We start from the raw sequence: 26,287 nt of genomic DNA, 5'->3' as shown, positions 1-26,287 counted from the left end.
CCCCCACCCCACCTCTGGGGGACCGGGCTGTCCGCATGATGGACGCTCGTGATCTCTTGGGTTAGTTTGCCCGGCATGAACGTTCGCATCGCGATGAGCGTGTTGTCCGCGGCGCTCGTGCTCGCCGCCCCGCTCCCCGCCCACGCCACCACCACCGGCCCCGGCCCGGACCTCGGTTGGGAGCTGAAGGAGACCGGCGTGACCGCCCGCTTCCGTGGTCTCGCGCCCGTGAGCAGGGACGTGGTGTGGGCCGCCGGCACCGGCGGAACCGTCCTGCGCACCGTGGACGGCGGACGCACCTGGCAGAACGTCTCCCCGCCCGGCACCGAGTCACTCCAGTTCCGCGACGTGGAGGCGTTCGACGCCCGCCACGCCCTGGTCCTGTCGATCGGCACGGGCACGGACGGCCGCGTCTACCGCACCGAGGACGGCGGCCGCACCTGGACCGAGTCCTTCAGGAACGACGAGCCGAACGCCTTCTACGACTGCATGGCGTTCTTCGACCGCCGCCACGGCCTGGCCATGAGCGACCCGGTGAACGGCAGGTTCCGCCTCCTGGCCACCGAGGACGGCGGCCGGAGCTGGCAGGTGCTCCCGTCCACCGGCATGCCGGACGCGCTGCCCGGGGAGGCCGGTTTCGCGGCGAGCGGCCAGTGCCTGGTGACCGCGGGCGGACGCGACGCCTGGATCGCCACCGGCGGCGGCGAGCGGTCACGCGTGTTCCGTTCGGCCGACCGCGGGCGTACGTGGACCGTCTCCGACACCCCGGTCCCGGCCGCCGACCCGGCGAAGGGCGTCTTCGCGCTGGCCTTCCGCGACCGGCACCGCGGGATCGCGGTCGGCGGCGACTACCAGCCCGGCCTCCCCTCCCCGAACGCCGCCGCGGTCACCGGGGACGGCGGCGCCACCTGGCGGCCCGCCACGACCCCGCCGCCCGCGTACCGGTCGGGGGTGACGTGGCTGCCGCACCTGCCGTTCGCGGCGATCGCGGTCGGCCCCACGGGCAGCGACGTGACGTACACCGGCGGGGCCCGCTGGGAGACCTTCGACGGCGGCTCGTTCGACACGGTCTCGTGCACCCCGGACCTGTCCTGCTGGGCCTCCGGCGAGCAGGGCCGCATAGCCCGTCTCCGCCTCCGCTAGCACGAGGGGCGCACGGGGGCTCGCGGAGCCCGGGGGGGCGCACGGCGGGCGCGGGGTCCACGGCGGGCGCGGCGGGCGCGGCGGGCCGGGTCAGCGGACGCCGCGCGGCCTGAACTGGATGCTGATGCGCGGCCCCGCGGGCCGGGCGGTCTTGGGGATGGCGTGCTCCCACGTCCGCTGGCAGCTGCCGCCCATGACGATCAGGTCGCCGTGCCCGAGGTCGCGGCGGATCGAGGGGCCGCCGCCGCGCGGGCGCAGCAGGAGCGGGCGCGGGCTGCCCACCGAGACGATCGCGACCATGGTGTCCTCGCTGCTGCCCCGGCCGATGGTGTCGCCGTGCCAGGCCACGCTGTCGCGGCCGTCGCGGTAGAAGCACAGGCCCGCGGTGCGGAAGGGCTCGCCCAGCTCCTCGCCGTAGTGGGCGTCGAGCGCCGCTCTGGCCTGGTCGAGGACGGGGTCGGGCAGCGTCTCGCCCTCGTCGTAGAACTTGAGCAGGCGCGGGACGTCGAGGACCCGGTCGTACATGCGGCGGCGCTCGGCACGCCACGGCACCGTCTCGGCCAGCCGCGCGAACAGCGTGTCGGCCCCCGTCAGCCAGCCGGGCCGCAGGTCGATCCAGGCTCCGTGGTCGAGGTACGTCCGGCGGACCGTGGCGCCCAGCCGCCCGACGCCGAGCTCCTCGTCCAGACCCAGCAGAGATGCTTGGAACGCGGCTTTCATGGGGCCGAGTCTATGCCATTGTTCGCACACGTATTCGACTCGGGGGCCGGCTCGGGGACCGGAAGGCGCCCGGCCTGTGCGGTACGCAGTCCGTACAGGCCGGGCGGGTCGCCGCCGGCGGACGCGAGGCCCGCGCGGGACGATCACCCGAGCCCTTCCCCGCCCGGACCGTCCCTTAACACGGATCCTGTAACGTCTTGCCGGTGCTGACGCGTTACATGGCCGGGGTGGTCGCGGCCCGGACCGGCGACGAGATGTCCGGGCCCGCCCTCCTGGTGGCCGGGCTCGCCGCCACCGGCTCTCCGCTGCTCGGGGCGTCGCTGCTGGCCGGGCTGACCGTCTCGGCGGCCGTCGGCGGGCCGCTGCTCGGCGTGCTGCTGGACCGCGCCCGCCGTCCGGGCCGGTTGCTGGCGTGCTGCCTGCTCGGGTACGCGACCGGCCTGCTGCTGGTGGCGGGCGGCGTCGGACGGGTGCCCGGGACGGCGCTGGTGGCGCTGGCCGTGGTGACCGGGCTGGCGGGCCCCGCGCTCACCGGCGGCTGGACGGGACAGCTCCCCCTGGTCTCCGGGCCCGACCGGGGACGGCTGGCACGGGCCACCGCGCTGGATGCCATGACGTACAACGTGGCGGGGCTGGCCGGTCCGGCGGCGGTCGGCGTGATCGCGGCCGTGGCGGGCGGTCCGGCCGCGGTCCTCGTCTCCGCAGCCCTCCTCCTGACCGCCCTCCCCGCCGCCTGGACCCTCCCTAGGCGCACCCCCCAAAACCGGCCCACCCACGCCCACCCCACAAGCGACCTCCCCGCAGGCAACCGGCCGAGCGGCGAGCGGCGGCGCTTCGGCGGCCTCAGCTCGCCCGTACGGGCTGCGGGAGCGGTCGCGCGGGAGATGGCCGCCGGGATTCGGGCGGTGCTCGGGAACCGGGTGCTGGGACGGGCCACCGCCGGGTCGATGGTCTCGTGCGCCGGGGCGGGCATGTTCGTGGTGTCGGCGCCGGTGCTGGGGCTGGAGCTCACGGGCGACAGCAGCCGCGGCACGCTGCTGCTGGCCGTCACGGCGGCAGCCGGCCTGGCCGCGAACGGACTCCTGGCCTGGCGCGGCGGCACCCGTCGACGGAACCCGGCACCGGCGTGGGACGCGACCCTGGCCTGGTCCACCGCGCTGGTCGGCGCGGGCATGACGTTGGCCGCCATGGCGGGAACGGCCCTGGTGGGGGCGTATTGGCTCGCGGTGGTCGCGGCGGGGCTGGTGGGCGCGGGCGAGGGGCCGCAGTTGACGGCGCTGTTCGCGGTGCGGCACCGCGAGACCCCCGCCGGGCTGCGCAGTCAGGTGTTCACGACCGGCGCCAGCCTCAAGATCACCTCGTTCGCCGTCGGATCGGCGCTGGCAGGCCCGCTGAGCACCCAGTCGGCCACTGCCGCCCTGCTGACCGGCGCGGCCTTACAGGCCGTGGCCGTCCACGTTCTCCTCCGCCGCCGCGGTTGGCGAGCGTCAGCGGGCGACGCGGGCACCGGCAGGCGGTGAGCAGGCGCGGGCCGGCTGGGACGGGCGCGTGGCGTCAGGGGGCGGGCACGGTGGGCGGCGACGCGGGCGCGGGTAGGGGCGGCCGCGTGGTGTCAGGGGGTTGGCGGGCGCCGCGGGCGGCGACGCAGGCGCGGGCCGGCTGGTGGGCGCCTGGCGTCAGGGGGTTGGCTGGGGGCGGGCGCGGTGGGCGGCGACGCGGGCGCGGGTGGCGCAGCGGGTGCCGCAGTAGCGGCGGGGGCTGCCGCCGCCCAGGTCCAGGTACGGCCGTCCGCACCCCGCGGCCGCGCACAACCCGCCCGGAACGCGCTGATGGTCGGCGACCAGCACGGCCAGGGCCATCGCCGACGAGGCCAGGAACCACTCGGCCCACGGCGCGTCGTCGCCGCTGTCGACGTGCAGATGCCAGGACGTCGTGCCCCGGTGGCTGGTCAGCCTGGGCGGCCGGGCGGTGTCGGCGAGCAGGCGGTTGAGCAGGCCCGCCGCCTCCCCGGCGTCGCGCGCGCCCAGCACGTCGCGCAGCCGGGCCGCCGCCGCCCGCATCGCGGCCACGTCGGAGTCGTCGAGGCCGAGGTCGCCGTGCTCGCCGTGGCGGCGCAGGACGTCCGTCACCGAGGCGGGCGTCGGCTCTTCGTGCAGCAGCGCCACGCACAGCTCGACGGCTCTGACGGCCATCGCCCTGGTCGAGTGAACCTCCACGCGGCAAGCGTATCCACGGCGGGACTCCCCCTGCCCGCCGTGGACGCTGCCCCGCCGCGGACGCTGCCCCGCCGTGGTGTGGGCTCAGCCGCCGCAGGCGGCGAAGACGAAGCTGTCCTTCAGGACGGTGTACCGGTCCCTGACCCGTACGGCGCCCGTCCCGGTGTCGACCTGGACGATGGTCATCCTGGACGAGCCGGACACCAGGTGCAGCGTGACCTGCGTGTCCCCGGTCCAGTCGATCATGCTGAGCTCGCCGTCCGGCAGCTTGATCTTCCTGCGTCCGGTGACCTCGTCGGTGGCGAGGTCGTAGGTGAGCAGCTCGGTCTTCCTGCCGCGGATCACGACCGCCGCCGTGTGCCCGTCGCCGGCCAGCGCCTGCGGGCCGTTGGCGGCCACGACCTGCGGCGGCGTGACGCGTACGAGATGCTCGCCCGTCTGGTCGCGCACGACCAGGTCGGTGACGGAGTCGTCGGACTCGATCGAGGACAGCACCTCGTCGCCGTCGCCGCTGAACCCGAGGAGGGTCTCGTCGGCGGGCACGGTGCCGAGCAGGGCCCCGGTCGCGGTGTCGAAGATTTTCGTGGCGGCGGGCCGGTCGCTCTGGACCACGACGGCCAGCCGCGCGCCGTCGCCGGAGAGCAGCAGCGTCACCTCGTTCTGGGCGACCCGCGGCAGCGCGTCCTCGGGCAGCAGCGTGACGCCGCCGCCGAGCACGCGTACGGCCGGCCGTCCGGTCTTGGTGAGGTACGCCACGCGCTGCCCGTCGCCGCTGACCGCGATCGGCGCCGGCGAGGTGACGGTGGACCTGCGCCTGGCGTCGAGCGCGACGACCTGGGCGTCGGGCAGCGTCCTGCGCCCGCCGTCGTGCATGACCAGCCGCCACTGCCCGCAGGGCCGGGACGTGCCGTCCTTGGCCGGGCAGCCCTTGACGGAGGCGTACCGGATGCTGTCGTGGCCGTGGCTGTGGTCGTGGTGCGGCGCGGCCTGGGCGGCGGCCGGCACGGCGGTGAGGGTGAGCAGGGCTGCGGTCAGCAAAGGGACGATTCTCACGATGGTCACTCCCCCGGGAACACGATGGTGTGAGGGTCGGGGCCCACCTTGTAGGTGTCGGTACGGCGGGCCTGGCCGGAAGCGGGGTCGACGGTGAGCACCCGTACCACCGTCGACTTGGTGGAGCTGCTGTCGTAGGAGTAGGCGGCGAGCCGTCCGTCAGGGGTCCAGCGGGCGTGGTCGGGCGAGGCGTCGCCGGCGAGGGGCAGGTTCACGCCGTCGGCGAGCCGGGCGGTCTCCAGGTCGTACGTGCGCATCCGGGGCGGGCCGCCACGGCTGCCGCCGGAGCTGAACGCGGCGACGGTGTGCCCGTCGGGGGACAGCGCGAGGGTGACGGCGTTGGCGACGAACTGGGGGGCCTGGCTCCTGAGCGCGCGGCCGTCGAGCCCGTAGGAGTACAGCCATCTGGTGCCGTCGCTCAGGTCGCGGGTGGTCAGCACCTCGTCCCCGTCGCCGCTGAAGCCGGCCGGTTCGCCCTTGACGGTCAGGCCGGTGATCCTGCCGGTGGCCAGGGTGAGCACGTCGACGTGGCCTTGGCGGCCGACGAGGAGCCGGTCGCCGGCCGTTGACAGGTAGAGGGCGTCGTCCGCGCCGGGCCGCAGGGACCTGGGCAGTTCCCTGACCGGGCCGCCGGCCGCCGCGCGTGCGACCAGGCGGTGGTCGCGGGCCCGCTGGTAGACGATGGTCCGGCCGTCGCCGCTGAGGGCGAACAGGGAGGTCGCGCGGCCTTTGGCGCGGGCGGCGGAGTCGCCGACGGTGACCTTGCGGCCGTCACGGAGAAGCAGGTGCCAGGGGCCGCACGGGGACGTGCCCTCGACGGGCAGCTCGCAGGCGGTGACCCAGGCCGCGCGGGCCTGCGGCGGCCCGGTGTGCGCGGGTGCGGCGGCGGCCGGGAGCCCCAGCCCGCCGGCGACCGCCGGCGCGAGGAGCGCGGCGGCCGCTGAGGATAGCCTCATGAGTGGTGATCCTTTCGCTCACCTGGTTAGACCCATGGGCACGGTGGCGAGTTGGTCACAGGTAGGCCACGCTTCAGGGCAGCGGGCGCCGCCCCGCGAAGCCCAGATCCGTACGGTGGTACCAGGCGAGCTCGGGCTCCCCCTCGATCCAGCACAGCCGCACCGACGCCCCGCCGAGCACCGAGGGGAAGTCGATCAGCAGCGGCGCGACGCCCTTGACCTCGATCCCCTGCTCGCTCCACCGGGTCAGCGTCTCCTCGATGCGCGCCTCGATCGCCTTGATCTCGGGCAGCCCGCCGAGCCGCGACCCGCCGGCGGCCTGCCGGTCGAAGGCGATCTCGGCCAGGTCGGCGCGGCCCGCGACGATCTCCCGCGCCTCGGCGATGATGCCGGGCAGCAGGGCGCGCGCCTCGTCCAGGGTGAAGATCCGGTCCATGCGGAAAACGCTACCCGTTCGGCTGGTAGGCGTGGATGAGAAGCCGCTCGGCCTCGTCGAAGTAGTCGTCGAGGTAGGCCGCCGCCTCCTCGGCGCGACCGGCCGCCAGCAGGGCGAGCAGCGCGCGGTTGCGTTCGATGAACGGCTCGTGGAAGGCGCGCGGGTTGTCCATCACGTGGAAGACCAGGCGCAGCTCGGCCAGGAGCTGCCGCATGGCCTCGTCGAGGCGGGGGCTGCCGTGCAGGCCGACCAGGGCCTGGTGGTAGCGGATGTTGGCGGTGCCGACGCCCTGCCAGTCGCCCTGGGCGGCGGCCCGCTCGGCGTCGCGCACGGCCTCCTCGATGAGCGCCAGCGCCTGCCGCGACGCCTTGCGCCGGACGGCCGCCCCTTCCAGCACCCGCCGCATCGTGTAGAGGTCGGAGACGTCCTCCACGGACGGGAGCCGGACGAAGACGCCCCGGTTGAGCCGGTGGTCGAGCAGGCGTTCGTGGCCGAGCAGGCGGAACGCCTCACGCAGCGTGTTGCGCGAGACGCCGAGCCCTTCGGAGATGGCCTCCTCCGACAGCCGCGCGCCCGGCGGGAAGGCGCCTTCGATGATGCTGTCGCGGAGGATGTCGGCCACGCGCTCGGCCGTGCTGCTGCGGTTCAGTCTCGACCGGTGCCGGGCGAGGTCCGCGACCACGTCTTCCACGTGCGCCAGGGAATCATGGAGCAAACCTCTTGTCGAATTGTTCAACAATCCTTACGTTGAAACTATCCCCTCGACCATCTGGGAGCCTTCGATGTCAAGCTCCGCGCACCAGACCCGCCGGGTGATCATCGCCGCCCTCGTCGGCACGTCCCTGGAGTGGTACGACTTCTTCCTCTACACCACGGCCGCGACGCTGGTCTTCGGCAAGCTGTTCTTCCCGTCGCTCGACCCGCTCAACGCGACGCTGGCGGCCCTGACCACCAACGCCGTCGCGTTCGTCGCCAGGCCGCTCGGCGGCGTGGTGTTCGGGCACTTCGGCGACCGGGCCGGCCGCAAGACCGTGCTGGTCGTGACGCTGCTGCTGATGGGCCTGTCGACGTTCCTCATCGGCGTGCTTCCCGGCTACGCGAGCGTGGGGGTGGCCGCGCCCGTCCTGCTGGCCGTGCTCCGCTTCGTCCAGGGCTTCGGGCTCGGCGGCGAGTGGGGCGGCGCGGTGATCATGTCGCTGGAGCACGGCGACAGCAGGCGGCGCGGCTTCAACGCGAGCTGGCCGCAGGTCGGCGTGCCCGCCGGGTACGTGCTGGCCACCGGCCTGCTCGCGATCCTGTCCTTCGCCCTGCCGGACGCGGCCTTCCAGGCGTGGGGATGGCGGGTGCCGTTCCTGCTGTCGGGCGTGCTGGTGCTCGTCGGGCTGTGGGTGCGGACGCGGGTCGCCGAGTCGCCGCTGTTCTCCCGCGTCGAGAAGCACGGCGCCACGGCCAGGATGCCGCTGGTCGAGGTGCTGCGCACGCATCCGCGGGCGCTGCTGTCGGCGTTCACCGCGCGCATCGGGGTGGACGTGGCCTTCTACACCTTCACCGCGTACATCATCGTCTACCTCACCGGGCAGCTGAAGCTGGACCGGTCGGTGGCGCTGTACGCGGTGCTGATCGGCTCGGTGCTGCAGCTCGGCCTGATCCCGCTGTTCGGCGCGCTGTCGGACCGGCTGGGCCGGCGGCCGGTCTACTTCGCGGGCGTGCTGGCGGCGGCCGGGTGGGTGTTCGCGTTCTTCCCGCTGCTGGACACGAAGTCGTTCCCGCTGATCGTGCTGGCGGCGGTGGTCGCGCTGGCCGCCCACGCCGCCATGTACGGCCCGCAGGCCGCCTTCATCGCCGAGCTGTTCAGCACCCGCCTGCGCTACAGCGGCGCGTCCATGGGCTACCAGGTGGCCGGGATCGTCGGCGGCGCGGCGGCCCCGATCATCGCCCTCAAGCTCTTCGACCTGTACGGCACCACGCTCGCCGTGTCCCTGTACGTGGTTGTCGCGCTGGCCGTCACCGCCGTAGGTTTGGCCATCGCCCCGGAAACCCGCGACCTGGACATCGCCGCCGGCGAGCGCGGCACCGCCAGGAGGCTGCCCGGCCAGGTGGGTCCCTTCGCCTGAGTGCGGGGGAAGACGGGAACGCCGCGAAGGCGTGGGCGGCGGCTGCCACCGCCGCCCACGCGCGCCGCTCGAAGGACCTCTGGGACGGCTCAGACGGCGGTCTCGGGCTCGGCGACCCGCGGGCGCCTGCGCCAGTCGCCCTTGAACGCCGCCATCGAGGCCAGGAACACGACCTGCCCGGCCAGCGCCACGGCGAGCCAGGCGCCCCAGCCGCCCGCGGAGACCACCATGGGCGAGACGACCAGCAGCACCACGATCATGACGCGGACGACCATGCCCCAGATGCCCAGCGCCGAGCCCTGCAGGCGCGACTCGACGTCCTCGGCGTTCTCGGAGAAGTTGGCCATCCACGGCACGTACGCGACGCCCATGAACAGGAAGAGCAGCGCGTAGACGGCGGTGACATGCCCAGGGGAGACGCCGGGACCGACCATGCCGATGAAGTAGGCCAGGGTGAGGACGGTCAGCGCGGTGCCGGCGGCCGTGAACGGCTTGCGCAGCCGCAGCCGGTCGGAGACCCGGCCGACGACGACCACGGCCACCGCGTTGAGCACGATGCCGAGCGCCACCACCCGGTTGGCCCCCGCGGGCTCCAGGCCGAACGCCTCCACCAGGATCGTCTGCCCGAAGATCGCGAACGTCCAGTAGAGCACCTGCCAGCCGGTGTTGCCCAGGACGTGGGCCCACAGGTGGGGATGGCGGAACAGCTCGCGCACCCGTCCGGCGTCGATCTTCTCCTCCGCCGCGACGGCCTCCTCGGCGTCGAGCACCTGGGCCCGCAGCGCCGCCGACGGCTCGGCGATCTTCCAGACGATGACCGCGCACATGGCCAGCGAGACGACGCCCATGATGATCGCCTGCGACTGCCAGGCGTTGTCGAACAGCGGCAGCGTGAACCCGGCGATGAACGAGGCCAGGAAGGACGCCCCGACCGGCCCCCACGTCCAGAACGCGAACGCCTGGGCGCGGCCGAGGCGCGGGGAGAAGTCGCGGACGAGGGAGGCGGTGATGGTGATCCCGGCGCCCTCGATGAACAACATCAGGCAGCGCACCCAGAACAGGCCGGCCACGGTGTCCACGGTGGCGAGCAGGAAGTTGCAGGCCGCCGTGACGGTGAGGGTGGGCACCAGGAGCGTGACCCGTCCCCAGCGGTCGGACAGGATGCCGCCGACCCCCGCCGACAGGCCGCCGATCAGCACCGATCCCGCGGCGAGCAGGCCGTAGACCGTGAGCGACATGCCCAGGTCCTTCATCAGCAGCGGCAGGATCGTGGCGAGCGTGGTCTCGAAGTTGGCCACCAGGCTCGCCAGCACGGCTATCGCCAGCAGGAAGATCCGCCGGCGACCGACCGGGTACACGCTCAGCTCGCGGACATAGAACGGCTTCATTCCCATCCTCCGGGGACGGTGTGTGACGGTCGCTCTAGAACGCGTTTCTAGTTGCCTCAGAGTTGCCCTTCTCAGGGGGGTTCGTCAACGGCGGCGGCGGTCACGATGTGATCTCGATCACAGCGTTCCCGTTGTGACGGAATCGCTCCCGATTCACAGAACAACCAGCCGCGAATAGGCATAAACTGCGCGCCTGTGAGCCTGCCTGTACGTGAACGTTCCCCCCGGCCCGGCGGCGGCCGGCACCGCCGCCCCGTGCCCACGTCCCTGCCGCCGGACGCGCCCATGCTCGTGCTGGCCACCCCCGGCGGCACCGGCGGCGTGGCCGAAGAGATCGCGGCCGTGGTGCGGGTCGACAACCCGCAGATCGAGGTGCGGCTGACCGCCGTCGCCGACCTGGCAGACGCGCTGCCCGCGGGCCGCGACGCCGTCGTGGTGCCCCTGCTCACCTGGGACGACCCGGTCGTCATGGCCGAGATCGGCAAGGCCATCGCGGCCGCCGGCTCCGGCGCGGTCGCCACCGAGGCGCTCGGCCCCCACCCGCTGCTCGCCGAGGCCCTGCACATCAGGCTGGCCGAGCGCGGCCTGGCCAGGGCCGACCGGGTCCGCCTGCTCAACGTCTCCAGCCCCGTCGACGCCGTCATCCTCGGCACGGTGGGCGGCGAGCGCGCGGTGCACGCCGTCCAGGCCACGGCCGTGCTGCTGGCCTCCAGGCTCACGCTGCCCGTCGTCGCCGCCTCGCTGGACAGCGAGCCCGGCGTGGACGTCGCCGCCCAGCGCCTGCGCGCCGCCGGGGCCGAGCGGCTGGCCATCGCGCCCTGCCTGATCGGTCACGAGGCCCCGGCGGAGCTCGTCGAGCGCGCCGCCGCCGCCGTCGAGGCCGGTCACGCCGAGCCGCTCGGGGCGCACAGTGCCGTCGCCGAACTTGTCGCGCGGGCTTACGGCAGTCAGCTGGCGACTTGACACCCTTGTAAAGATCGCGATAGTCGCGTTACCTTCTGCGCATGCGGCGCGTGATGGTCATCGGCGAGCGAATCGGACTTCGTGACCTCACCGACGCCGACGTCGTCCCGCTGCACTCCGTCTACGGCGATCCGGCGGCCACGCAGCACATGCCGTTCGCGCCGCGCAGCGTGCAGGAGGTCGCCGCCCTGGTCGGCCAGGCCATGGAGGCGGCCGCCGCCGAGCCGCGCCGCCTCTACGTGCTGGCCGTCGTGGACGCCGACCGGCGGCACGTGATCGGCGTGGCCCGCCTGAAGATCGACCCCGACCTGCCCCACAGCGCCGAGATCGGCTTCGGCCTCCATCCCGACCAGTGGGGCCGCGGCATCGGCACCGACCTGGTGCGCCTGCTGCTGTCGTTCGGCTTCAAGCAGCTCGGGCTGCACCGCGTCTGGGGCGCGAGGTCGCCGGCCAACCTGCCCGCCCAGCTCGCCATGCTGACGGCCGGCATGGTCGAGGAGGGACGGATCCGGCACCACGTGCACACCCCGCACGGCTGGCGCGACTCCATCGTGCACGCGGCGATCCAGGACGAATGGACCGAGCGCTAGCGGCGACGAGCGGCCCGGGCGGTGGACGGTGAGTGGCGCGCCGCGGAACTGTCGGTGGCAGGTCCTACGATGAGCCTCCTCACGGAGGGATAGCCGCATGCCTGACTCGCTGATCGTGCCCCTGTTCGTCACCACCGACCTCCCGCCGCACGCGGACCTGGCCGAGTTCGGTGAGCTGCTGGCCCGCACGGCGCGGGTGCTCGGCCCCGACGGCCCCGACGGCCCCGCGGCGGTCCTGTCCGGCAAGGTGTTCTGGCTCGACCGGCCGGTGCTGCCGGCGCAGCGGCCCGCCGCCGACGACGAGCTGCGCTTCGCCGGGATGCTCGGTCACCTCGTCACGTCCGGGCCCGGCGTCCGCGAGGTGGTGGCCGGCGTGCGGCGGGCGATCGGCGCGGCGGTGACCGAGCGCTACGGCGACGTGGGCGCGGCGCCCGCCGTGTTCGCGATCCGCGACCGCGACGTGCGCGAGCGCACCCCCGACTCGGCCCTCCCGCTCGACAGCCGGCGGGCCGCCGAGCTGGTCGGCGCGGCACGGTGAGGACACCCGCGCGCGGGGTAGTCCAGAGGCATGCTCTATGGCAAGGAACACGTGCAGCGCTATCAGGCCACCGACGGCGCGGAGGGGCACGACTGGAACAACACCACCGTCCTCCTCCTGACCACCAAGGGGCGTAACTCCGGCAGGCCGTACACCACGCCGCTGATCTACCAGCGGTTCGGCGACGACTTCCTCGTGGTCGCGTCCAAGGGCGGCGACCCCGAAGATCCTCAGTGGTACAAGAACCTGCTGGCCCATCCCGACGTCGAGGTGCAGGTCAAGGGCGACAGGTTCAAGGCGCGCGCCCGCACCGCCTCGGCGGAGGAGAAGCCCGAGATGTGGCGGACGATGACCCGCACCTGGCCCCAGTACGACGAGTACCAGGAGAAGACCGACCGCCAGATCCCGGTGGTCGTGCTCGAACGCACCACCTAGGCGTCAGGCCCGGTGGTCGTGCTCGAACGCACCACCTAGCGTCAGGCCACCACCAGGGCCTCGTCGGCCTCGGGGAGCCAGGAGCCCGGCGGGCGGCGCAGCCAGTGGCGGGCCCGTCCCAGCTCGGCGACGGCGGCCAGGAGCGCGGCGAGGCCCGGGTGGCGCAGGCCCTTGGGATGCACCAGGTTCTGCAGGCCGAGCGGCACGGGCTCGGCCAGCGGCCGGTTCACCGCGCCCGGGATCCCGCCGATCCCCACGCCGGACAGCACGGGCTCGCGATGCCGGCGCAGGTAGTGCCCCATCTCCGCGGCCCCCTCGGGCGCGGCGTGCGGCCGGGCCAGCCGCAGCCCGAACGCCTCGGCCAGCCGCTCCCCCAGGTCGCTCCACTCCCGCGTGCCGGCGTTCCCGGCCATGACGTCCAGCGGGAAGGCGGCCAGCGCGGCGAGCGGCACGGCGTCCAGTTCCGCCAGCGGGTGGTCCGCCGGCAGGAGCACGGCCAGGGGCTGCAGGCGCACCGGGACCTGGGCCAGCCGGGCGCGCACGTCCGGGGGCAGCCCGGCGAAGCGCCCGAACGACACGTCGAGCCGTCCGTCCAGGATCGCGGCCGCGCCCGCGGCCAGGCCGCCGTGGAAACGGGCCAGCATCTCGGTCCCGGGGGCCAGTTCCCGGGCTCTGACCAGCGGCTCGGGCAGGTCGGGGCCCTGCATGGTGACGTCCACGAGCAGCGGGCGATCGGCGCCGAGCACGTCGGCGACGACCTCGTCGTGCAGCGCCAGCAGCCGCCGCGCCCCGGGCAGCAGCCGGGCGCCGGCGGGGGTCAGCTCCACCCGGCGGGTGGACCGGACGAACAGCGGCGTCCCGAGCCGGGTCTCCAGCGTGCGCACGTCCCGGCTGAGCGCCTGCTGGGCCACGAAGAGCCGGGCGGCGGCGCGTCCGAAGTGCAGCTCCTCGGCGACGGCGACGAAGACGCGCAGCAGCCGGGGGTGCAGATCCACGACGCCACATTAACCACAAAAGCGCGTCAATCGCGATATTTCGGTGTTGGACCGGGCGCAGGCGTCACCGCGACGCTGGGAAGCATGATCCGCCGCCTCCTGACCCGTCTCCTGACCCGCCTCCTGACCCGCCTCCTCCGCCCCACGCCACCGGCTCCGGCCCAGGTCCGCGCGCTGTTCGGGCTGCCACGGCCGCCCGGCACGTGCGGTTGCCTGCTCGACCTCCCGCACGACCCGTCCGCCCATCCGGCGGGCCCCTGAGCCCGGCGCGGAACGCGGGAGCACGTCCCGTTCGTTGGCCGGGCATGGCTGACATCCCCTACGACCGCAAAGAGCAGTTCAAGCAGATCGAGAGCGGCCTGCTCCCCGGTGAGCAGATCATCGCCGTCTACGACGCGATCGGGGCGGGCACCGGATTCCTGGGGCTCACGGACCGGCGGGTGATCGTGCAGGACAAGTCGTTCGTGGGCAAGCGGATCGCGATCACCAGCATCCCCTACGCCAAGATCTCGGCGGTGAGCGTCGTGAGCAACAAGTCGCTGGCCGGCGGGTTCTTCTCCTCGGGCGCCATCGCCATCCACGTCGGCACGCACACCTACGAGGTGGACTTCCGCGGCGACAACAAGGCCCACCACGTGCACAACGTCATTCTCCACTACATTTCGCAGGGCTGATCGGCGTCACGCGTGGTCTCCTGGGCAGGGTGAGCGTATTCTGCCGATGATCACGAAGGGGGCGAGGTGCGGCGTTCCGTACGTGCCCGCGTGGCCGGTCTCGGCGTGCTGCTGGCGCTCCCGGCCTGCGCCGGGCCTCCCGGGCGGGACGTCCCGTCCGCTCCGGCGGTGAGCCTCACGGTCCAGGCCCGCTGCCCCCGGCCCGGCGGCGACGACCTGCGCGCCGAGCCCGTGCGGTCGCCGTGGCGGACGGTCCCGGCCGGCGACGGGCACGGCACGCTCGACCGGCTCGCGGTCGCCCCCGACGGGACGGTGTGGGCGGTGCGTTCCGTCCAGCGCGAGACGTCCGCCGGGATGGAGACGACGTCCGGCGGGCTGAGCCGGTGGGACGGCGCGCGCTGGCGCACGTACGCGCTGCCGTCCCGGATGACGGTCGCCGCGGTCGGGGCGGTCTCGGGCGAGCGGGCGTGGGCCTTCGGGACCGGCGACGACGAACGTCCCGGCCTGGTCGCCGGCGTCACGGACGGCGCCGTGAGCGCCTCCACGCCGCTCAAGGAGCGCGCCTCGGCCATCGGCCTGCACGGCACCGCGGCGAGCGGCCCGTGGGCCGTGTCCGGGCGCGACGCGCTGCGCTGGGACGGCTCGGCCTGGCGCGCGTACCGGCTGCCCGCCCCGGCGCGGGCCCTCGGCGGCGAGGGCGCGGACGTGTGGACGGTCGGCCGGACCGCGCACGACCCCGCCGCCCGCTGGAACGGCGTCGCGTGGCAGGCGGTGCACCTGCCCGAGCCGGGCGCGCCCGAGGGCGCGCGGCCGGCCCGCACGGAGCTCGGCGACGTTGCCGTGCTCGGGCCGGACGACGTGTGGGTGGTCGGCGGGGTGTCCTGGTTCCCGCCCGACGAGTACGACGAGCAGGGCGAGCCCCTGGAACGCCGCCGCCCGCTGGCGCTGCACTGGGACGGCTCGGCCTGGCGGTGCCGCTGGGGCCCGGAGGGCGCGGCCTTCACCGAGGCCGAGCCCGACGGCCGGGCGGGCCTGTGGGTGCTCGACTCGACCCGCTCCCGGCTGCACCACTACACGGCCGGCCGCTGGACGACGACGACCGTGCGCGGCACGGTCACCGCCCTGGCCCGCCGCCCCGGCACGACCGAGGTGTACGCGGCGGGCTGGACCGGCCCCGAGGGCGACCTCACCAGGCCCGCCCTCTGGCTCACCCGCTGACCCGCCGCCACCCCTACATGCAGGTGAAGCCGTTGGGGGCCGCCCGGCAGAAGTCGCGCAGGTCGCGCAGCCAGGAGGCGGTGGCCGAGTAGTTGAGCGCCAGGTCGTCGCGGTGGAGGCGGTGGTCGTCGGGCTCCTCGGTCACCTCGCCGTCGAGCCGGACCCGTCCGTGCTCGGGCAGGCCGCCCAGGTAGTCGTCGAGGAAGGCCGCGATGCGGCCCGCGTCGGCGCCGGTGAGCGTCATGCGGCCGTTGAAGCCGAGCAGGCACGCGGTCTCGGGGTCGAGCACCCGCGCCTCCTCCAGCAGGGACAGGGTCGGACGCCAGTTCCAGGCGTTGACGCTCAGGCGCCCGCCCTCGGGGGTCTCCAGGTCCCAGCCCACGCGTTCAGTCCCGGCGCAGCGAGGCGTAGAGGTCGAGGGTGCGCCGGGCGATGCGCTCCCAGGAGAAGTGCTCGACGGCCCTGGCCCGCCCCGCGCGGCCCATCTCGGCCGCCCGCGCCGGGTCGGCCAGCAGCGCGTTGACCCGCTCGGCCAGGTCGGCGGCGAACGCCCCGGGGTCGTGCGGGGTGCCGTCGGGGCCCTGGTCGATCGGCACCAGCAGGCCCGTCTCGCCGTCGGCGACGACCTCGGGGATGCCGCCGGTCGCGGTGGCCACCACCGGCGTCTCGCAAGCCATGGCCTCCAGGTTGACGATGCCCATCGGCTCGTAGACCGACGGGCAGACGAAGACCGAGGCGTGCGTGAGGAGCTGGATGACCTCCGGCTTGGGCAGCATCTCCGAGATCCACAGCACGCCGTCGCGGTCGAGGCCGCGCACCAGCCCGGTCACCTCGGCGGCGATCTCCGGCGTGTCCGGCGCGCCCGCGCACAGGACGAGCTGGGCCGCCGGGTCGAAGGAGCGGGCGGCGTGCAGGAGGTGCACCAGGCCCTTCTGCCGGGTGATGCGGCCGACGAAGATCACGTAGGGCCGGTCGGGGTCGACGCCGTGCTTCTTCAGCACGTCGAGGCCGGGGTCGGGGGCGTACTGGGCGGTGTCGATGCCGTTGTGGATGACGGTGACCCGGCCGGGCGGGATCTCGGGGTAGGCGGCCAGCACGTCGCGGCGCATGCCCTCGCTGACCGCGATCACCGCGTCGGCGGCGGCCAGGGCGGTGCGCTCGGCCCACGACGAGACCGTGTAGCCGCCGCCCAGCTGCTCGGCCTTCCACGGGCGCAGCGGCTCCAGGCTGTGGGTGGTGACGACGTGCGGCACGCCGTGGAGCATCTTGGCGACATGCCCGGCGAAGTTGGCGTACCAGGTATGGGAATGGACGACGTCCGCGCCCTCGCAGGCGGCGGCCATCTCCAGGTCGACGCCGAGCACCTGGAGGGCGGCGTTGGCCCGCTCCAGGCCGCCGGGCACCCGGTAGGCCGACACGCCGGGCTCCTCGCGATCGGCCCCGAAGCAGCGCACCCGGACGTCGGCCAGCTTGCGCAGCTCCCTGGCCAGGTACTCCATGTGCACCCCGGCGCCGCCGTAGACGTCCGGCGGGTACTCCCTGCTGAGCAGATCAACACGCATGCCCACGACCTTACGACGCGCCGGGCCCGGCGCCCTCCAGCGAGCGGCATGTTTTGCGCCGACCATCAACTCCGGCACCGCACTTGTGAACCGTCGCAAGCATAGGGAACACATCGATACAGCCCAATGTCGGTAAGTCCGGCCCCTGCTCAACGCGGATAAGTCAGGACACGGCGGCACAGCCCAGTGCGCCGTTTCGTCGATAGATCGGCCATTTACGGGTAGCGTCCTGGACATGAGGTCCCGGAGGGTGCTTGCGGTTGTGCTGGCAGGTGGAGAGGGCAAGAGGCTCATGCCGCTCACGGCGGATCGGGCCAAACCGGCGGTGCCGTTCGGGGGGATGTATCGGCTGATCGACTTCGTGCTGTCGAACCTCGCGAACGGCGGCTTCCTGAAGATCGTGGTGTTGACCCAGTACAAGAACCACAGCCTCGACAGGCACGTGTCCCGTACCTGGCGGCTGTCGGCGATGCTGGGCAACTACGTGACGCCCGTGCCCGCCCAGCAGCGGCTCGGGCCGCGCTGGTTCTCCGGTTCTGCGGACGCGCTGTTCCAGAACCTGAACCTGATCTACGACGAGATGCCCGAGCACGTGATCGTGTTCGGCGCCGACCACATCTACCGCATGGATCCGCGGCAGATGGTCGAGCAGCACGAGGACTCGGGCGCGGACGTGACGGTGGCGGCGATCCGCCAGCCGCTGTCGCTGGCCGACCAGTTCGGCGTGATCGAGACCGATCCCGAGGGCCGCCGCATCGTGGCCTTCAGGGAGAAGCCGAAGGACGCCGTGGGCCTGGCCGACTCCCCCGACGAGGTCTACGCCTCGATGGGCAACTACGTCTTCAAGACCCAGGCCATGATCGACGCGCTGCGCGAGGACGCGCTCGACCCGACCAGCAAGCACGACCTGGGCGGCAACATCATCCCGATGCTGGTCAAGTCCGGCGGCGCGGACGTCTACGACTTCAAGAACAACATCGTGCCCGGCTCCAGCGAGCGCGACCGCGGCTACTGGCGCGACGTGGGGACCCTCGACGCCTACTACGAGGCCCACATGGACCTCATCTCCGCCCACCCGATCTTCAACCTGTACAACGACAAGTGGCCGATCTTCACCGGGCACGACCCGCTGCCCCCGGCCAAGTTCGTGCACAACGACGGCGACCGGGTGGGCCGGGCGATCGACTCGCTGGTCTCCCCCGGCGTGATCGTCTCGGGCGGCATGGCGATGCGCTCGATCCTGTCGCCGAAGGTCGTGCTCCACTCGCACTCGCTGGTGGAGGACTCCGTGCTGATGGAGAACGTCAAGGTGGGCCGGGGCGCGATCGTGCGCAAGGCGATCATCGACAAGAACGTGGTGATCCCCGACGGCGCGCGCATCGGCTTCGACCTCGACTACGACCGCACCCGCTTCGCGCTGACCCGCGGCGGGGTCGTGGTCATCGGCAAGAACGAGATCGTCGATCGTTAGGGCCAGGGCGGGCCGGTCCCCTGCCCGGGGCCGGCCGCGTACCGGGCGGCGGCGGTCCGGATCGGCTCCGGCGGCCCGCGAGTGTGCTCATCGCGTGGGCGCAGTGGTCCGGGGCCCGGCCGGTCGGCGGCGGGGGTGTGGGAACACCGGGCGCCGCGGGCGCCCGGCAACGCAGGATCCCGGGCCACGCACGGCGCGGCCCGGGCTCAGGTGGTGCGATCTCAGATGCCGGCGCCCACGCCCAGGCCGTACGCCCAGCCGCCCGGCCAGTAGCCCCAGTTGTAGCCGTCGTGGGGACGCCCGTAGTAATCCCTGCGGTGCTCGCAGGCGTCGGCGTCACGGTGTCCGGCGGACACGCCCCACGGCGTGATGCGGAGCGCGGTCGAGTCGTCGGACGTGCTCAGGTCGCACCTCTCGTGGTGGACGTTGGCGTTGGCCGCCCCCGCCATGCCGAACAGCGCGGCGACGGCGAAGCCGCCGGCGACGATGAGGTTGGCTTTCATGAATCCCCCTGGATCACGAAGTGACATCGCTGATCACTGTACGTAATCGCCTCCGTACCGCCGTGTAACGCCACGCCAGGAAAGGACTCGGCGCTTTCCGGTGCCACCTCGGCGAAGTCCGGCCTTCTCCGGCGGAAGCCCCGTCGCGCCCCCAGAAGTCCGGCCACTCCGGAAGCGCCGCCGCGCCCTTGGAACGCCGGTCGGCGGGCCGGGACGCGTAGTCTGCTCCGGACGCCCGTCCGTTCACGGCGGGGTCGCCGTGAACCGCCCGGAGAGGACCTCATGCCGCCCACACCGCCTGGCCCCTTCACCGGCCGTTCCGTCACCGACCTGGCCCGTGACCTGCGCGCCGGCCGGACCACCGCCGCCGAGCTGGCCCGGCTGGCGCTCGACGCGGCCGTCACCCTGGATCCCGCGCTCGGCGCCTTCGTCACCGTGGACCCGGTGGGCGCCGCGGCCGCCGCCCGGCGGGCGGACCAGGAGCTGGCCGCGGGCGCCGACCGCGGCCCGCTGCACGGCGTGCCGGTCGCCGTGAAGGACCTCATCGACGTCGCGGGGCTGCCCTGCACGATGGGGTCGCGGCACTTCGCCGGCCACGTCGCCGAGTCCGACGCCGCCTGCGTGACGCTGCTGCGCCAGGCCGGGGCGGTGATCGTCGGCAAGACCACGACGCACGAGTTCGCGCACGGCCCCACCGGCGACCGCTCGGCCAACGGCCCCTCGCGCAACCCGCGCGACCCCGCGCGCATGTCCGGCGGGTCGAGCGGCGGCAGCGCGGCGGCCGTGGCGGCGGGCATGGCGCCCCTGGCGATCGGCACCGACACGGGCGGGTCGGTGCGCATCCCGGCCGCTCTGTGCGGGATCGCCGGGTTCAAGCCCGCCTACGACGCGATCCCGGCCGCCGGGGTGTTCCCCCTGTCCCGGACGTTCGACCACGTCGGCGTGCTGGCCGCCGGCCCGCTGGACTGCCTGATCGCCTACCGGCAGCTCGCGACCGGCGGGCCGCCGCCCGCCCGGGACAGCGCCGGTGAGGCGGCGGCGGTGCGGGTGGGGTGGCTGGACCCCGCCGTCCTGTCGCCCTGCGATCCGCGTGTCGTGGAGGTGGCGCGGGCGGCGGCGGGCGCGGGGCTGAAGGAGGTCCGGCTGCCCGGGGAGCTGGCCGAGGCGCTGCGGGAGACGTACGCGACGGTGCAGGGCGCGGAGGCGTCCGCCGTGCACGCCGACCGGATGGCCAGGGCGCCCGAGCTGTTCGACCCCGAGGTGCTCGACCGGCTGCGCGCGGCCATGGACCTGCCCGCCTGGGCCTACGTCAAGGCCCTGGACGAGCGGCCCGCGCTGGCCGCCGCGGCGGAGTCGCTGTTCGACGAGCACGACGTGCTGGCGCTGCCGGCCGTGCCGCTCGTCGCGCCGCCGCTGGAGCAGCGCCAGACCGAGCTGGACGGGCGGGCCGTCGCCGTCCGGGCCGCGCTGCTGGCCCTGACCAGCCCGTGGAACGTGCTCGGCCTGCCCGCGCTGACCGTGCCGGCCGGCTCGGTGGACGGCCTGCCGGTCGGGCTGCAGCTCGTCTGCCGGCCCGGCCGGGAGGAGCTGCTGTTCCGGGTGGCCTGCTCACCGGGCGGCTGAGGAAGGTGGGCCCCGGGCCGGCCCGGCGCAGGCCGGACCCGGGGGCGGGGGCTCGTGTCCGGCCGGGGGGCGCCATTCCCGTCGGCCAGGCCGAAGCCCACGGCCCTTTTCTTTCAGGGCCGTACGTCCGAGTGGCAGGATTCGAACCTGCGATGCTCCTGCTCCCAAGGCAGGCGGGCTGACCGAACTGCCCCACACTCGGTCCTGAAAATCAACGAAGCCGCCCCGGCGGAGGCGCGGGACGGCTTTCCTGGTCGATTCTCCGTGGAATCACCGGGAAAGCCTTGACCGCAGCTCAGGCCGGTTGCCGGACGGCCTGGAGGGTCGAGGTCCGCACATGGCCGCCGCCTTTCTCGTCGTTCTCCGTGAATGTCGTTCCGGAACGAGATCAACGGTAGACCGGGGGCCGCCGGAAATGCCACGCATTTATCGCCGGTCGCGGTCCCGGTCGTTGGTCCAGGCCACCCCGGCGCGCGTTTCAGGGGCCTCGACGCGGAACCGGGGCAGGGCGTCCGGGTAGTTGTCGCGGACGAAATTGACGAGGAATTCGCGGACGTCGCACTTCAGGTCCCAGGAGGACGGCGAGTCGGCGGCGCTCATCAGGGCGCGCAGCTCGACCAGGCCGTTGGGCAGCACGTCGGTGACCTGGAGCGTCCAGTCCTTCTGGTCCCACAGCGGGTTGCCCTGGAGGAACTCGTACAGGGCGTCGCGCAGTTTGGGCACCGGCACCGCCCAGTCGACCCGCAGGAACACCACGGCGAGCACCCGGCTGCCGTGCCTGGTCCAGTTCTCGAACGGGTTCTGGGTGAAGTAGGAGACGGGCAGCACCAGCCGCCGCTCGTCCCACAGGCGCAGCACCACGTACGTGAGCGTGAGCTCCTCGATCCTGCCCCACTCCTCCTCCACCACGACGACGTCGTCCAGCCGCAGCGCGTCGCTGAAGGCCAGTTGCAGCCCGGCCAGCATGTTGCCGATGGTCGGCTGGGCCGCGATGCCGACGATGGCGCCGGCGATGCCGGCCGAGGCCAGCAGCCCGGCGCCGAGCGCTCGCACCTGCGGGAAGGAGAACAGCATGGCGCCGAGCGCGATGACGATGATGACCGCGGCGGCGATGCGGCGCACCAGCGCGATCTGCGTCCTGATCCGCCGCGCCCGGCGGTTGCGCTCGCCCTCGACGAGCACCAGCCGGTCGAGCACGACGTCCGTCAGCGCGTACGTCGCCTGGATGATCAGCCAGGTCACCGTGCCGATGGTGGCCAGGCCGATGACCCGGTCCACCGACTGGGCCAGGCCGCGCTCGTCGGCCGTGTCGCCGAAGATGCCGGGGGCGAAGACCAGGTTGCAGGCCACCGTGGCGGCCACGCAGAACGCCGGCCACGTGCAGTGCTCGACCAGGTGGCGGGCCAGGGCCCATTTTCGTCCGACCCGGATCAGCACCCGGCGGACCACCTCCACCAGGAGCACCGCTCCGACCACCGAGATGACGAGGATCGGCCAGGCTGCCGGCGACTGCACGCTTCGCGCCCCCTATGTCGTAGAACGTCGCTTCAAGGTCACATTGCCCTCAAGCGCCACTCCATACGCACGGACACGCCGTTTCTGCTAGTGGCCGTTGCCGCAACTGCCCCAGCACGTCGTGGCTCTGGTGCTGGCCAGCAGCCCGAGATCGCGCAGCACGGCCTGGGTGCGCTCGACCTCGGAGGTCAGCCAGAGCCGGAAGTCGTCACCGCTGAGCGGGATCGAGATCCACCCCGCCTTCCGGCACGCCCGCCGCCACGAGGCCGAGGAGGTCACCTCGTCGCACATGCGCACGGCCGACTCCCTGCCGTCCTCCGGCATGTTCTCGGGCCCGACGGCCGCGGCCCAGTCCGCGAAGTCCACCCGTACGCCGGACTCCAGCAGGGTCGGCACGTCGAGCCCCGGCACCCGGCGGGCGCAGGAGACGGCCAGGGCCCTGACCCGGCCGCCGTCGATGGCCGCGCGCCAGTCGCCGAGCAGGCCCGCCGCGGCCGCCGCCTTGCCGCCGAGCAGCGCCGAGACGGCCTCGTGGCTGCTGGGGTAGCCGGTGTAGTCCATCTGCCTGGTGTCGGCGCCGAGCCCCTTGGCGATCAGGCCGAACAGCAGGTGGTCGGGCTCGCCCTGCGGGCCGCCGGCCAGCATCGTCCCGCTCGGGTCGGCCCGCAAGTGGGCGCCGAAGTCGTCGAAGTCGGTGAACCGGGAGTTGCCAGGCACGACGACGACCTCGACGTCGCCGGTGAGCCTGGACAGCGGGGTCGAGGTGTCGAGCAGCGTCTGCCCGTTGTTCAGCTCGGAGGCCGCCAGCGCGGGCAGGCCGGTCACGGTGATCCGTGTGCCGGTGGGCGACGCGCCGACGCCCGAGGCGCGCGCGGCGGCGGCGAACGCCTCGCCGACCCGGGCCCAGCGGTCGCCGCCCGCGACGATCGAGAACCGGCCCCTCGCGCCGGCGGGGCCGCCGACGACGTGTTCCGTCCCGCATCCGGCCGCGCACGCCGCCGCGCCCAGTGTCCATGCCAAGAACCGCCGACGACGCATCCGCCCTCCCCCGACCTTCGCGAGTACCGCTATTACCCAAAGTTATTGACAGTTCACTCGCTGTTACACATCGGGATACGGTTAACCGAAATTTCGGCGTATGCCGGAGTCAGTCCTGCTTCGTGGCCACCCCGGCCATCAGGGACGACGGCAGCGACCAGTCGCCCACCAGCTTGGGCCGGTCCGGCCGCCAGTCCACGGCCTGCACCAGGCCGGGCGGGTCGAGCGCGAAGCCGCCGAAGAACGCGCGGATCTCGGCCGGGCTGCGGTCCGCCCCGCCCGAGCCGGACGAGCCGCGGCGGCCCCCGCGCGGGTTCTCCTCGTCCGACAGGCGTCCCATCGAGGTGGCGTGCGAGATCACCAGACGGCTGCCGGGCGCGACCGCCTCGCGCAGCGCCGCCACCGCGCCCTGCGGATCGGCCGCGTCGGGCAGGAAGTGCAGGATCGACACCAGCACGATCGCGACCGGTTGCGACAGGTCCAGGAACCGGCCCGCGCGGGCCAGCACCTCCTCGTGGTCGAGCAGGTCGGCCTCCAGGAAGGCGGCCCTGTCCGCCCCGGCGAGCAGGGCCCTGGCGTGCGCGGCGACGACCGGGTCGTCGTCGACGTAGACAACCCTGGCCGCCGGCGCGACCTCGTGCACGCTGCCCTGCGTCGGCAGCCCGCTGCCCAGGTCGATGAACTGGGTGATCCCCGCGGCGGCGACGTAGCGCACGGCACGCTGGAGGAAGGCCCGGTTCGCGCGGGCCAGCGGGACCGCCTCCGGGACCAGCTCGGCGAGCTGGTCGATCGCCAGGCGGTCGACCGCGAAGTTGTCCGTCCCGCCGAGCATGTAGTCGTACATGCGTGCGAGATTCGGAGTGTGGGGGTCGAACTGCCGCACAGTAATGAATTTATGTGGTACGCAGCCGGATAACACTACCCTGCGAGGATTGTGGCTGAATTTATTCCACAGTCACGCTCTTGGCGAGATTGCGAGGCTTGTCCACGTCCCTGCCGAGAGCGACCGCCGCGTGGTAGGCCAGCAGCTGGAGCGGGATCGTCAGCAGCATCGGGTCGAGCTCGATCTCGTTCTTCGGGATCACGATCACGTCGTCGGCCAGCTTGGCGTCGGGCTCGCGGTGGCCGACCATGAGCACCTGGCCGCCGCGGGCGCGGATCTCGCCGAGCGTGGTGAGGTTCTTGTCGAGCAGCTCGTCGTCGGGGACGATCGCGACCGTCGGCATGTCCGGGCCGATCAGCGCGAGCGGGCCGTGCTTGAGCTCGCTGGCCGGGTACGCCTCGGCGTGCACGTACGAGATCTCCTTGAGCTTCTGCGCGCCCTCGCGGGCCACCGGGTAGCCCCTGACCCGGCCGACGAACATCATGCTCGGGTGCTTGGCGTACTTCTGCGCCAGCTCGGCGATCTTGTCGCCCTGGGCGAGGATCTCCTCGATCTGGCCGGGCAGCCGGCGCAGGCCCTCCACGATGCGCCGCCCGTCGGCCGGCGACAGGTCGCGCACCCGGCCCAGGTGCAGCGCGAGCAGCGCGAAGGCGACCGACGTCGAGGTGAACGCCTTGGTCGAGGCGACCGACACCTCGGGCCCGGCGTGCAGGTAGATGCCGCCGTCGACCTCGCGGGCGATGGCGCTGCCCACGGCGTTGACGATGCCGATCACCCGGCCGCCCTTGCGTTTGAGCTCCTGGACGGCGGCCAGCGTGTCGTAGGTCTCGCCCGACTGGCTGATCGCGACGTAGAGGGTGTCGGGGTCGACGACGGGGTTGCGGTAGCGGAACTCGCTGGCCGGCTCGGCGTCGGCCGGGATGCGCGCCAGCTCCTCGATGAGCTGCGCGCCGATCTGCCCGGAGTAGTACGCCGACCCGCAGCCGATGATCTTCACCCGGCGGAACGAGCGCGTCTCGCGGGCGTCCATGTTCAGGCCGCCGAGGTGGGCGACGTGGAAGCGCTCGTCGAGGCGGCCGCTCATCGTGCGGGTCATCGTCTCGGGCTGCTCGGAGATCTCCTTGAGCAGGTAGTGCTCGTAGCCGCCGGTGTCGTAGTGGCCGGCGTCCCAGTCGACGGTCAGCGGCTCCTTGGCGGTCTCGCGGGCGTCGCTGGCGAAGGTGTGGAAGCCGTCGGCCTTGAGCACGGCCAGCTCGCCGTCCTCCAGGTGCACGACCTGGCGGGTGTAGCGGACCAGGGCGGCGACGTCGGAGGCGGCGAACATCTCCTTCTCGCCGATGCCGAGCACGATCGGGCTGCCGTTGCGCGCCACGACCACCTCGCCCGGCCGCTCGGCGTCGATCACCGCGATGCCGTACGTGCCGACGATGTTCTTGAGCGTCTTCCTGACCGCCTCCTCCAGGGAGTCGTTCTCGTCGGCGGCGCGGGCGATCAGGTGGGCCAGGACCTCGGTGTCGGTCTCGGACAGGAACGTGACGCCGTCGGCCTCCAGCTTGGCGCGCAGCTCGCCGGCGTTCTCGATGATGCCGTTGTGCACGACGGCGATGCGCTGGTCGGCCGACAGGTGCGGGTGGGCGTTCTCGTCGCTGGGCACGCCGTGGGTGGCCCAGCGGGTGTGGCCGATGCCGTGGTTGCCCTTGAACCGCACCGGCACGACCTTGGCCAGGTCGGCGACCCGGCCCTTGACCTTGCGTACCTTGAGTCCCTTGTTCGACACCACGACCCCGGCGGAGTCGTAGCCCCGGTACTCAAGCCGCTGCAGCCCTTCCAACAGGATGGGCGCCGCGTCCTTGGGGCCCACGTAGGCCACGATTCCGCACATCGAGGTCTCCTCTTATCCGTAGACGATCCTGCGGAGCTGCCGCAGCGACAGCTCTGGTGCCGCTACCCGGCGTGCGGGTAACTCGGCGGCGATCCGGGGGAAGATCTCGTCGTTGGTCAGGCCGCGGGTTTTGAGCTCGCCGTGACGGCGGCGTACGAACTCCTCGACCGGCTCGGAGAAGTACGACAGCACGTCGGCGACCACGCGGGCCGCCTCTCCCGGATCGAGCGCGCTCGTCCGGGTGAGATGGGCGATGAGGTCTTCGTAGGGATGCCGCGCCGTGGACACAGACGAGGACATTACGCATCTGGAGCGAGACACGCCAACATCCTGCCCGGAATCGGGCAGGATTTAACTCCAGAGCGCTACCA

28 protein-coding genes and 1 tRNA gene are annotated in these 26,287 nt (G+C 73.2%); 12 read left to right on the top strand and 17 right to left on the bottom strand.

Annotated elements, in window-relative coordinates; translation table 11 throughout:
* Positions 1-75 precede the first annotated feature (75 nt).
* Positions 76-1,143 carry an oxidoreductase gene (locus ACFYUV_RS04555; protein ID WP_387664822.1) on the top strand — a complete coding sequence of 356 codons (1,068 nt, stop codon included), beginning with the start codon at positions 76-78 and terminating at the stop codon, positions 1,141-1,143.
* A gap of 90 nt (positions 1,144-1,233) precedes the next feature.
* Here ACFYUV_RS04555 and ACFYUV_RS04550 read toward each other — a convergent pair whose 3' ends face one another.
* Entirely contained in the window at positions 1,234-1,863 is a 630-nt protein-coding gene (locus tag ACFYUV_RS04550) for an alpha-ketoglutarate-dependent dioxygenase AlkB (RefSeq protein ID WP_358285470.1), read from the bottom strand.
* Between the two features lie 203 nt (positions 1,864-2,066).
* Here ACFYUV_RS04550 and ACFYUV_RS04545 point away from each other — a divergent pair, with 203 nt between their 5' ends.
* On the top strand, positions 2,067-3,383 hold the full coding sequence (locus ACFYUV_RS04545; protein WP_387664819.1) for an MFS transporter: 1,317 nt from the start codon (positions 2,067-2,069) through the stop codon (positions 3,381-3,383).
* 156 nt (positions 3,384-3,539) lie between these two features.
* Here the strand turns inward: ACFYUV_RS04545 and ACFYUV_RS04540 are convergent, their stop codons facing one another.
* The 5 genes from ACFYUV_RS04540 to ACFYUV_RS04520 form a co-directional block, all read right to left on the bottom strand.
* The gene (locus ACFYUV_RS04540) at positions 3,540-4,079 is read right to left on the bottom strand and encodes a CGNR zinc finger domain-containing protein (protein WP_387664816.1); all 540 of its coding nucleotides are present in this window, start codon (positions 4,077-4,079) and stop codon (positions 3,540-3,542) included.
* An 84-nt stretch (positions 4,080-4,163) separates the two neighbouring features.
* Positions 4,164-5,132, bottom strand: coding sequence for a hypothetical protein (locus tag ACFYUV_RS04535; protein WP_387664814.1), 969 nt, complete (start codon positions 5,130-5,132; stop codon positions 4,164-4,166).
* 5 nt (positions 5,133-5,137) lie between these two features.
* The gene (locus ACFYUV_RS04530) at positions 5,138-6,088 is read right to left on the bottom strand and encodes a hypothetical protein (RefSeq protein WP_387664812.1); all 951 of its coding nucleotides are present in this window, start codon (positions 6,086-6,088) and stop codon (positions 5,138-5,140) included.
* A 73-nt stretch (positions 6,089-6,161) separates the two neighbouring features.
* Positions 6,162-6,524 carry a DUF2203 domain-containing protein gene (locus ACFYUV_RS04525; protein ID WP_387664809.1) on the bottom strand — a complete coding sequence of 121 codons (363 nt, stop codon included), beginning with the start codon at positions 6,522-6,524 and terminating at the stop codon, positions 6,162-6,164.
* Between the two features lie 10 nt (positions 6,525-6,534).
* Entirely contained in the window at positions 6,535-7,224 is a 690-nt protein-coding gene (locus ACFYUV_RS04520; protein ID WP_387665313.1) for a GntR family transcriptional regulator, read from the bottom strand.
* 82 nt (positions 7,225-7,306) lie between these two features.
* Here ACFYUV_RS04520 and ACFYUV_RS04515 point away from each other — a divergent pair, with 82 nt between their 5' ends.
* Positions 7,307-8,638 (top strand): MFS transporter, encoded by a 1,332-nt coding sequence (locus ACFYUV_RS04515; RefSeq protein ID WP_387664806.1) that lies wholly within the window; start codon positions 7,307-7,309, stop codon positions 8,636-8,638.
* 89 nt (positions 8,639-8,727) lie between these two features.
* Here ACFYUV_RS04515 and ACFYUV_RS04510 read toward each other — a convergent pair whose 3' ends face one another.
* Positions 8,728-10,026, bottom strand: coding sequence for an MFS transporter (locus ACFYUV_RS04510; protein ID WP_387664804.1), 1,299 nt, complete (start codon positions 10,024-10,026; stop codon positions 8,728-8,730).
* 195 nt (positions 10,027-10,221) lie between these two features.
* Between ACFYUV_RS04510 and ACFYUV_RS04505 the strand changes: the two genes are divergently transcribed.
* The 4 genes from ACFYUV_RS04505 (at position 10,222) to ACFYUV_RS04490 (ending at position 12,552) form a co-directional block, all read left to right on the top strand.
* Positions 10,222-10,989, top strand: a complete 768-nt coding sequence (locus tag ACFYUV_RS04505) for a sirohydrochlorin chelatase (protein WP_387664801.1) — start codon at positions 10,222-10,224, stop codon at positions 10,987-10,989.
* A 41-nt stretch (positions 10,990-11,030) separates the two neighbouring features.
* The gene (locus ACFYUV_RS04500) at positions 11,031-11,579 is read left to right on the top strand and encodes a GNAT family N-acetyltransferase (RefSeq protein ID WP_387664798.1); all 549 of its coding nucleotides are present in this window, start codon (positions 11,031-11,033) and stop codon (positions 11,577-11,579) included.
* Positions 11,580-11,676: 97 nt separating this feature from the next.
* Entirely contained in the window at positions 11,677-12,117 is a 441-nt protein-coding gene (locus ACFYUV_RS04495; protein WP_387664795.1) for a hypothetical protein, read from the top strand.
* A 30-nt stretch (positions 12,118-12,147) separates the two neighbouring features.
* Complete coding sequence (locus ACFYUV_RS04490; RefSeq protein WP_387664792.1) at positions 12,148-12,552, top strand: nitroreductase family deazaflavin-dependent oxidoreductase; 405 nt, start codon at positions 12,148-12,150, stop codon at positions 12,550-12,552.
* Between the two features lie 41 nt (positions 12,553-12,593).
* Here ACFYUV_RS04490 and ACFYUV_RS04485 read toward each other — a convergent pair whose 3' ends face one another.
* On the bottom strand, positions 12,594-13,547 hold the full coding sequence (locus ACFYUV_RS04485) for a LysR family transcriptional regulator (protein WP_387664789.1): 954 nt from the start codon (positions 13,545-13,547) through the stop codon (positions 12,594-12,596).
* 84 nt (positions 13,548-13,631) lie between these two features.
* On the opposite strand from ACFYUV_RS04485, the gene ACFYUV_RS04480 reads away from it, so the two are divergent.
* The 3 genes from ACFYUV_RS04480 to ACFYUV_RS04470 all read left to right on the top strand — a co-directional run bounded on the left by ACFYUV_RS04480 (position 13,632) and on the right by ACFYUV_RS04470 (position 15,439).
* Positions 13,632-13,808: a hypothetical protein gene (locus tag ACFYUV_RS04480; RefSeq protein ID WP_387664786.1), complete on the top strand. Its 177-nt coding sequence runs from the start codon at positions 13,632-13,634 to the stop codon at positions 13,806-13,808.
* A gap of 44 nt (positions 13,809-13,852) precedes the next feature.
* Positions 13,853-14,221, top strand: a complete 369-nt coding sequence (locus ACFYUV_RS04475; protein ID WP_352361137.1) for a PH domain-containing protein — start codon at positions 13,853-13,855, stop codon at positions 14,219-14,221.
* 66 nt (positions 14,222-14,287) lie between these two features.
* Positions 14,288-15,439, top strand: a complete 1,152-nt coding sequence (locus ACFYUV_RS04470) for a hypothetical protein (RefSeq protein ID WP_387664783.1) — start codon at positions 14,288-14,290, stop codon at positions 15,437-15,439.
* A 13-nt stretch (positions 15,440-15,452) separates the two neighbouring features.
* Here the strand turns inward: ACFYUV_RS04470 and ACFYUV_RS04465 are convergent, their stop codons facing one another.
* Both ACFYUV_RS04465 and glgA read right to left on the bottom strand, forming a co-directional pair.
* Positions 15,453-15,821 carry a hypothetical protein gene (locus tag ACFYUV_RS04465; RefSeq protein ID WP_387664780.1) on the bottom strand — a complete coding sequence of 123 codons (369 nt, stop codon included), beginning with the start codon at positions 15,819-15,821 and terminating at the stop codon, positions 15,453-15,455.
* Between the two features lie 4 nt (positions 15,822-15,825).
* On the bottom strand, positions 15,826-17,001 hold the full coding sequence (glgA, locus tag ACFYUV_RS04460; RefSeq protein ID WP_387664778.1) for a glycogen synthase: 1,176 nt from the start codon (positions 16,999-17,001) through the stop codon (positions 15,826-15,828).
* 235 nt (positions 17,002-17,236) lie between these two features.
* Between glgA and glgC the strand changes: the two genes are divergently transcribed.
* A complete protein-coding gene (glgC, locus tag ACFYUV_RS04455) occupies positions 17,237-18,472 on the top strand; it encodes a glucose-1-phosphate adenylyltransferase (RefSeq protein WP_352329862.1) in 1,236 nt (411 codons plus the stop codon).
* Positions 18,473-18,693: 221 nt separating this feature from the next.
* On the opposite strand, the gene ACFYUV_RS04450 is transcribed toward glgC, so the two are convergent.
* On the bottom strand, positions 18,694-18,975 hold the full coding sequence (locus ACFYUV_RS04450; RefSeq protein ID WP_387664774.1) for a hypothetical protein: 282 nt from the start codon (positions 18,973-18,975) through the stop codon (positions 18,694-18,696).
* Positions 18,976-19,257: 282 nt separating this feature from the next.
* Between ACFYUV_RS04450 and ACFYUV_RS04445 the strand changes: the two genes are divergently transcribed.
* Positions 19,258-20,598, top strand: coding sequence for an amidase (locus ACFYUV_RS04445; RefSeq protein ID WP_387664771.1), 1,341 nt, complete (start codon positions 19,258-19,260; stop codon positions 20,596-20,598).
* A gap of 126 nt (positions 20,599-20,724) precedes the next feature.
* On the opposite strand, the gene ACFYUV_RS04440 is transcribed toward ACFYUV_RS04445, so the two are convergent.
* The 6 genes from ACFYUV_RS04440 to ACFYUV_RS04415 all read right to left on the bottom strand — a co-directional run bounded on the left by ACFYUV_RS04440 (position 20,725) and on the right by ACFYUV_RS04415 (position 26,216).
* Positions 20,725-20,800 (bottom strand) — tRNA-Pro (locus tag ACFYUV_RS04440).
* Between the two features lie 224 nt (positions 20,801-21,024).
* Entirely contained in the window at positions 21,025-22,113 is a 1,089-nt protein-coding gene (locus ACFYUV_RS04435; RefSeq protein WP_352361127.1) for a mechanosensitive ion channel domain-containing protein, read from the bottom strand.
* Between the two features lie 87 nt (positions 22,114-22,200).
* Complete coding sequence (locus ACFYUV_RS04430; protein ID WP_387664767.1) at positions 22,201-23,151, bottom strand: Bug family tripartite tricarboxylate transporter substrate binding protein; 951 nt, start codon at positions 23,149-23,151, stop codon at positions 22,201-22,203.
* Between the two features lie 109 nt (positions 23,152-23,260).
* On the bottom strand, positions 23,261-24,034 hold the full coding sequence (locus tag ACFYUV_RS04425; RefSeq protein ID WP_387664764.1) for an SAM-dependent methyltransferase: 774 nt from the start codon (positions 24,032-24,034) through the stop codon (positions 23,261-23,263).
* 61 nt (positions 24,035-24,095) lie between these two features.
* A complete protein-coding gene (gene glmS, locus ACFYUV_RS04420) occupies positions 24,096-25,916 on the bottom strand; it encodes a glutamine--fructose-6-phosphate transaminase (isomerizing) (protein ID WP_387664761.1) in 1,821 nt (606 codons plus the stop codon).
* Between the two features lie 12 nt (positions 25,917-25,928).
* The gene (locus ACFYUV_RS04415; protein WP_352361119.1) at positions 25,929-26,216 is read right to left on the bottom strand and encodes a hypothetical protein; all 288 of its coding nucleotides are present in this window, start codon (positions 26,214-26,216) and stop codon (positions 25,929-25,931) included.
* Positions 26,217-26,287 lie beyond the last annotated feature (71 nt).

The organism is Nonomuraea sp. NPDC003560 (assembly GCF_042878785.1).
Lineage (GTDB): Bacteria > Actinomycetota > Actinomycetes > Streptosporangiales > Streptosporangiaceae > Nonomuraea.
This window is presented reverse-complemented; position numbering and strand designations above follow the sequence as displayed.

Excerpts from the sequence above, each read along its gene's own strand:
- ACFYUV_RS04515 (WP_387664806.1), top strand. The coding sequence starts at position 7,307 with ATGTCAAGCTCCGCGCACCAGACCCGCCGGGTGATCATCGCCGCCCTC.
- ACFYUV_RS04430 (WP_387664767.1), bottom strand. The coding sequence starts at position 23,151 with ATGCGTCGTCGGCGGTTCTTGGCATGGACACTGGGCGCGGCGGCGTGC.
- ACFYUV_RS04475 (WP_352361137.1), top strand. The coding sequence starts at position 13,853 with ATGGCTGACATCCCCTACGACCGCAAAGAGCAGTTCAAGCAGATCGAG.
- ACFYUV_RS04510 (WP_387664804.1), bottom strand. The coding sequence starts at position 10,026 with ATGAAGCCGTTCTATGTCCGCGAGCTGAGCGTGTACCCGGTCGGTCGC.
- ACFYUV_RS04445 (WP_387664771.1), top strand. The coding sequence starts at position 19,258 with ATGCCGCCCACACCGCCTGGCCCCTTCACCGGCCGTTCCGTCACCGAC.
- ACFYUV_RS04450 (WP_387664774.1), bottom strand. The coding sequence starts at position 18,975 with ATGAAAGCCAACCTCATCGTCGCCGGCGGCTTCGCCGTCGCCGCGCTG.
- ACFYUV_RS04555 (WP_387664822.1), top strand. The coding sequence starts at position 76 with ATGAACGTTCGCATCGCGATGAGCGTGTTGTCCGCGGCGCTCGTGCTC.
- ACFYUV_RS04500 (WP_387664798.1), top strand. The coding sequence starts at position 11,031 with ATGCGGCGCGTGATGGTCATCGGCGAGCGAATCGGACTTCGTGACCTC.
- ACFYUV_RS04550 (WP_358285470.1), bottom strand. The coding sequence starts at position 1,863 with ATGAAAGCCGCGTTCCAAGCATCTCTGCTGGGTCTGGACGAGGAGCTC.
- glgC (WP_352329862.1), top strand. The coding sequence starts at position 17,237 with ATGAGGTCCCGGAGGGTGCTTGCGGTTGTGCTGGCAGGTGGAGAGGGC.
- ACFYUV_RS04490 (WP_387664792.1), top strand. The coding sequence starts at position 12,148 with ATGCTCTATGGCAAGGAACACGTGCAGCGCTATCAGGCCACCGACGGC.
- ACFYUV_RS04495 (WP_387664795.1), top strand. The coding sequence starts at position 11,677 with ATGCCTGACTCGCTGATCGTGCCCCTGTTCGTCACCACCGACCTCCCG.
- glgA (WP_387664778.1), bottom strand. The coding sequence starts at position 17,001 with ATGCGTGTTGATCTGCTCAGCAGGGAGTACCCGCCGGACGTCTACGGC.
- ACFYUV_RS04525 (WP_387664809.1), bottom strand. The coding sequence starts at position 6,524 with ATGGACCGGATCTTCACCCTGGACGAGGCGCGCGCCCTGCTGCCCGGC.
- ACFYUV_RS04530 (WP_387664812.1), bottom strand. The coding sequence starts at position 6,088 with ATGAGGCTATCCTCAGCGGCCGCCGCGCTCCTCGCGCCGGCGGTCGCC.
- ACFYUV_RS04415 (WP_352361119.1), bottom strand. The coding sequence starts at position 26,216 with ATGTCCTCGTCTGTGTCCACGGCGCGGCATCCCTACGAAGACCTCATC.
- glmS (WP_387664761.1), bottom strand. The coding sequence starts at position 25,916 with ATGTGCGGAATCGTGGCCTACGTGGGCCCCAAGGACGCGGCGCCCATC.
- ACFYUV_RS04480 (WP_387664786.1), top strand. The coding sequence starts at position 13,632 with ATGATCCGCCGCCTCCTGACCCGTCTCCTGACCCGCCTCCTGACCCGC.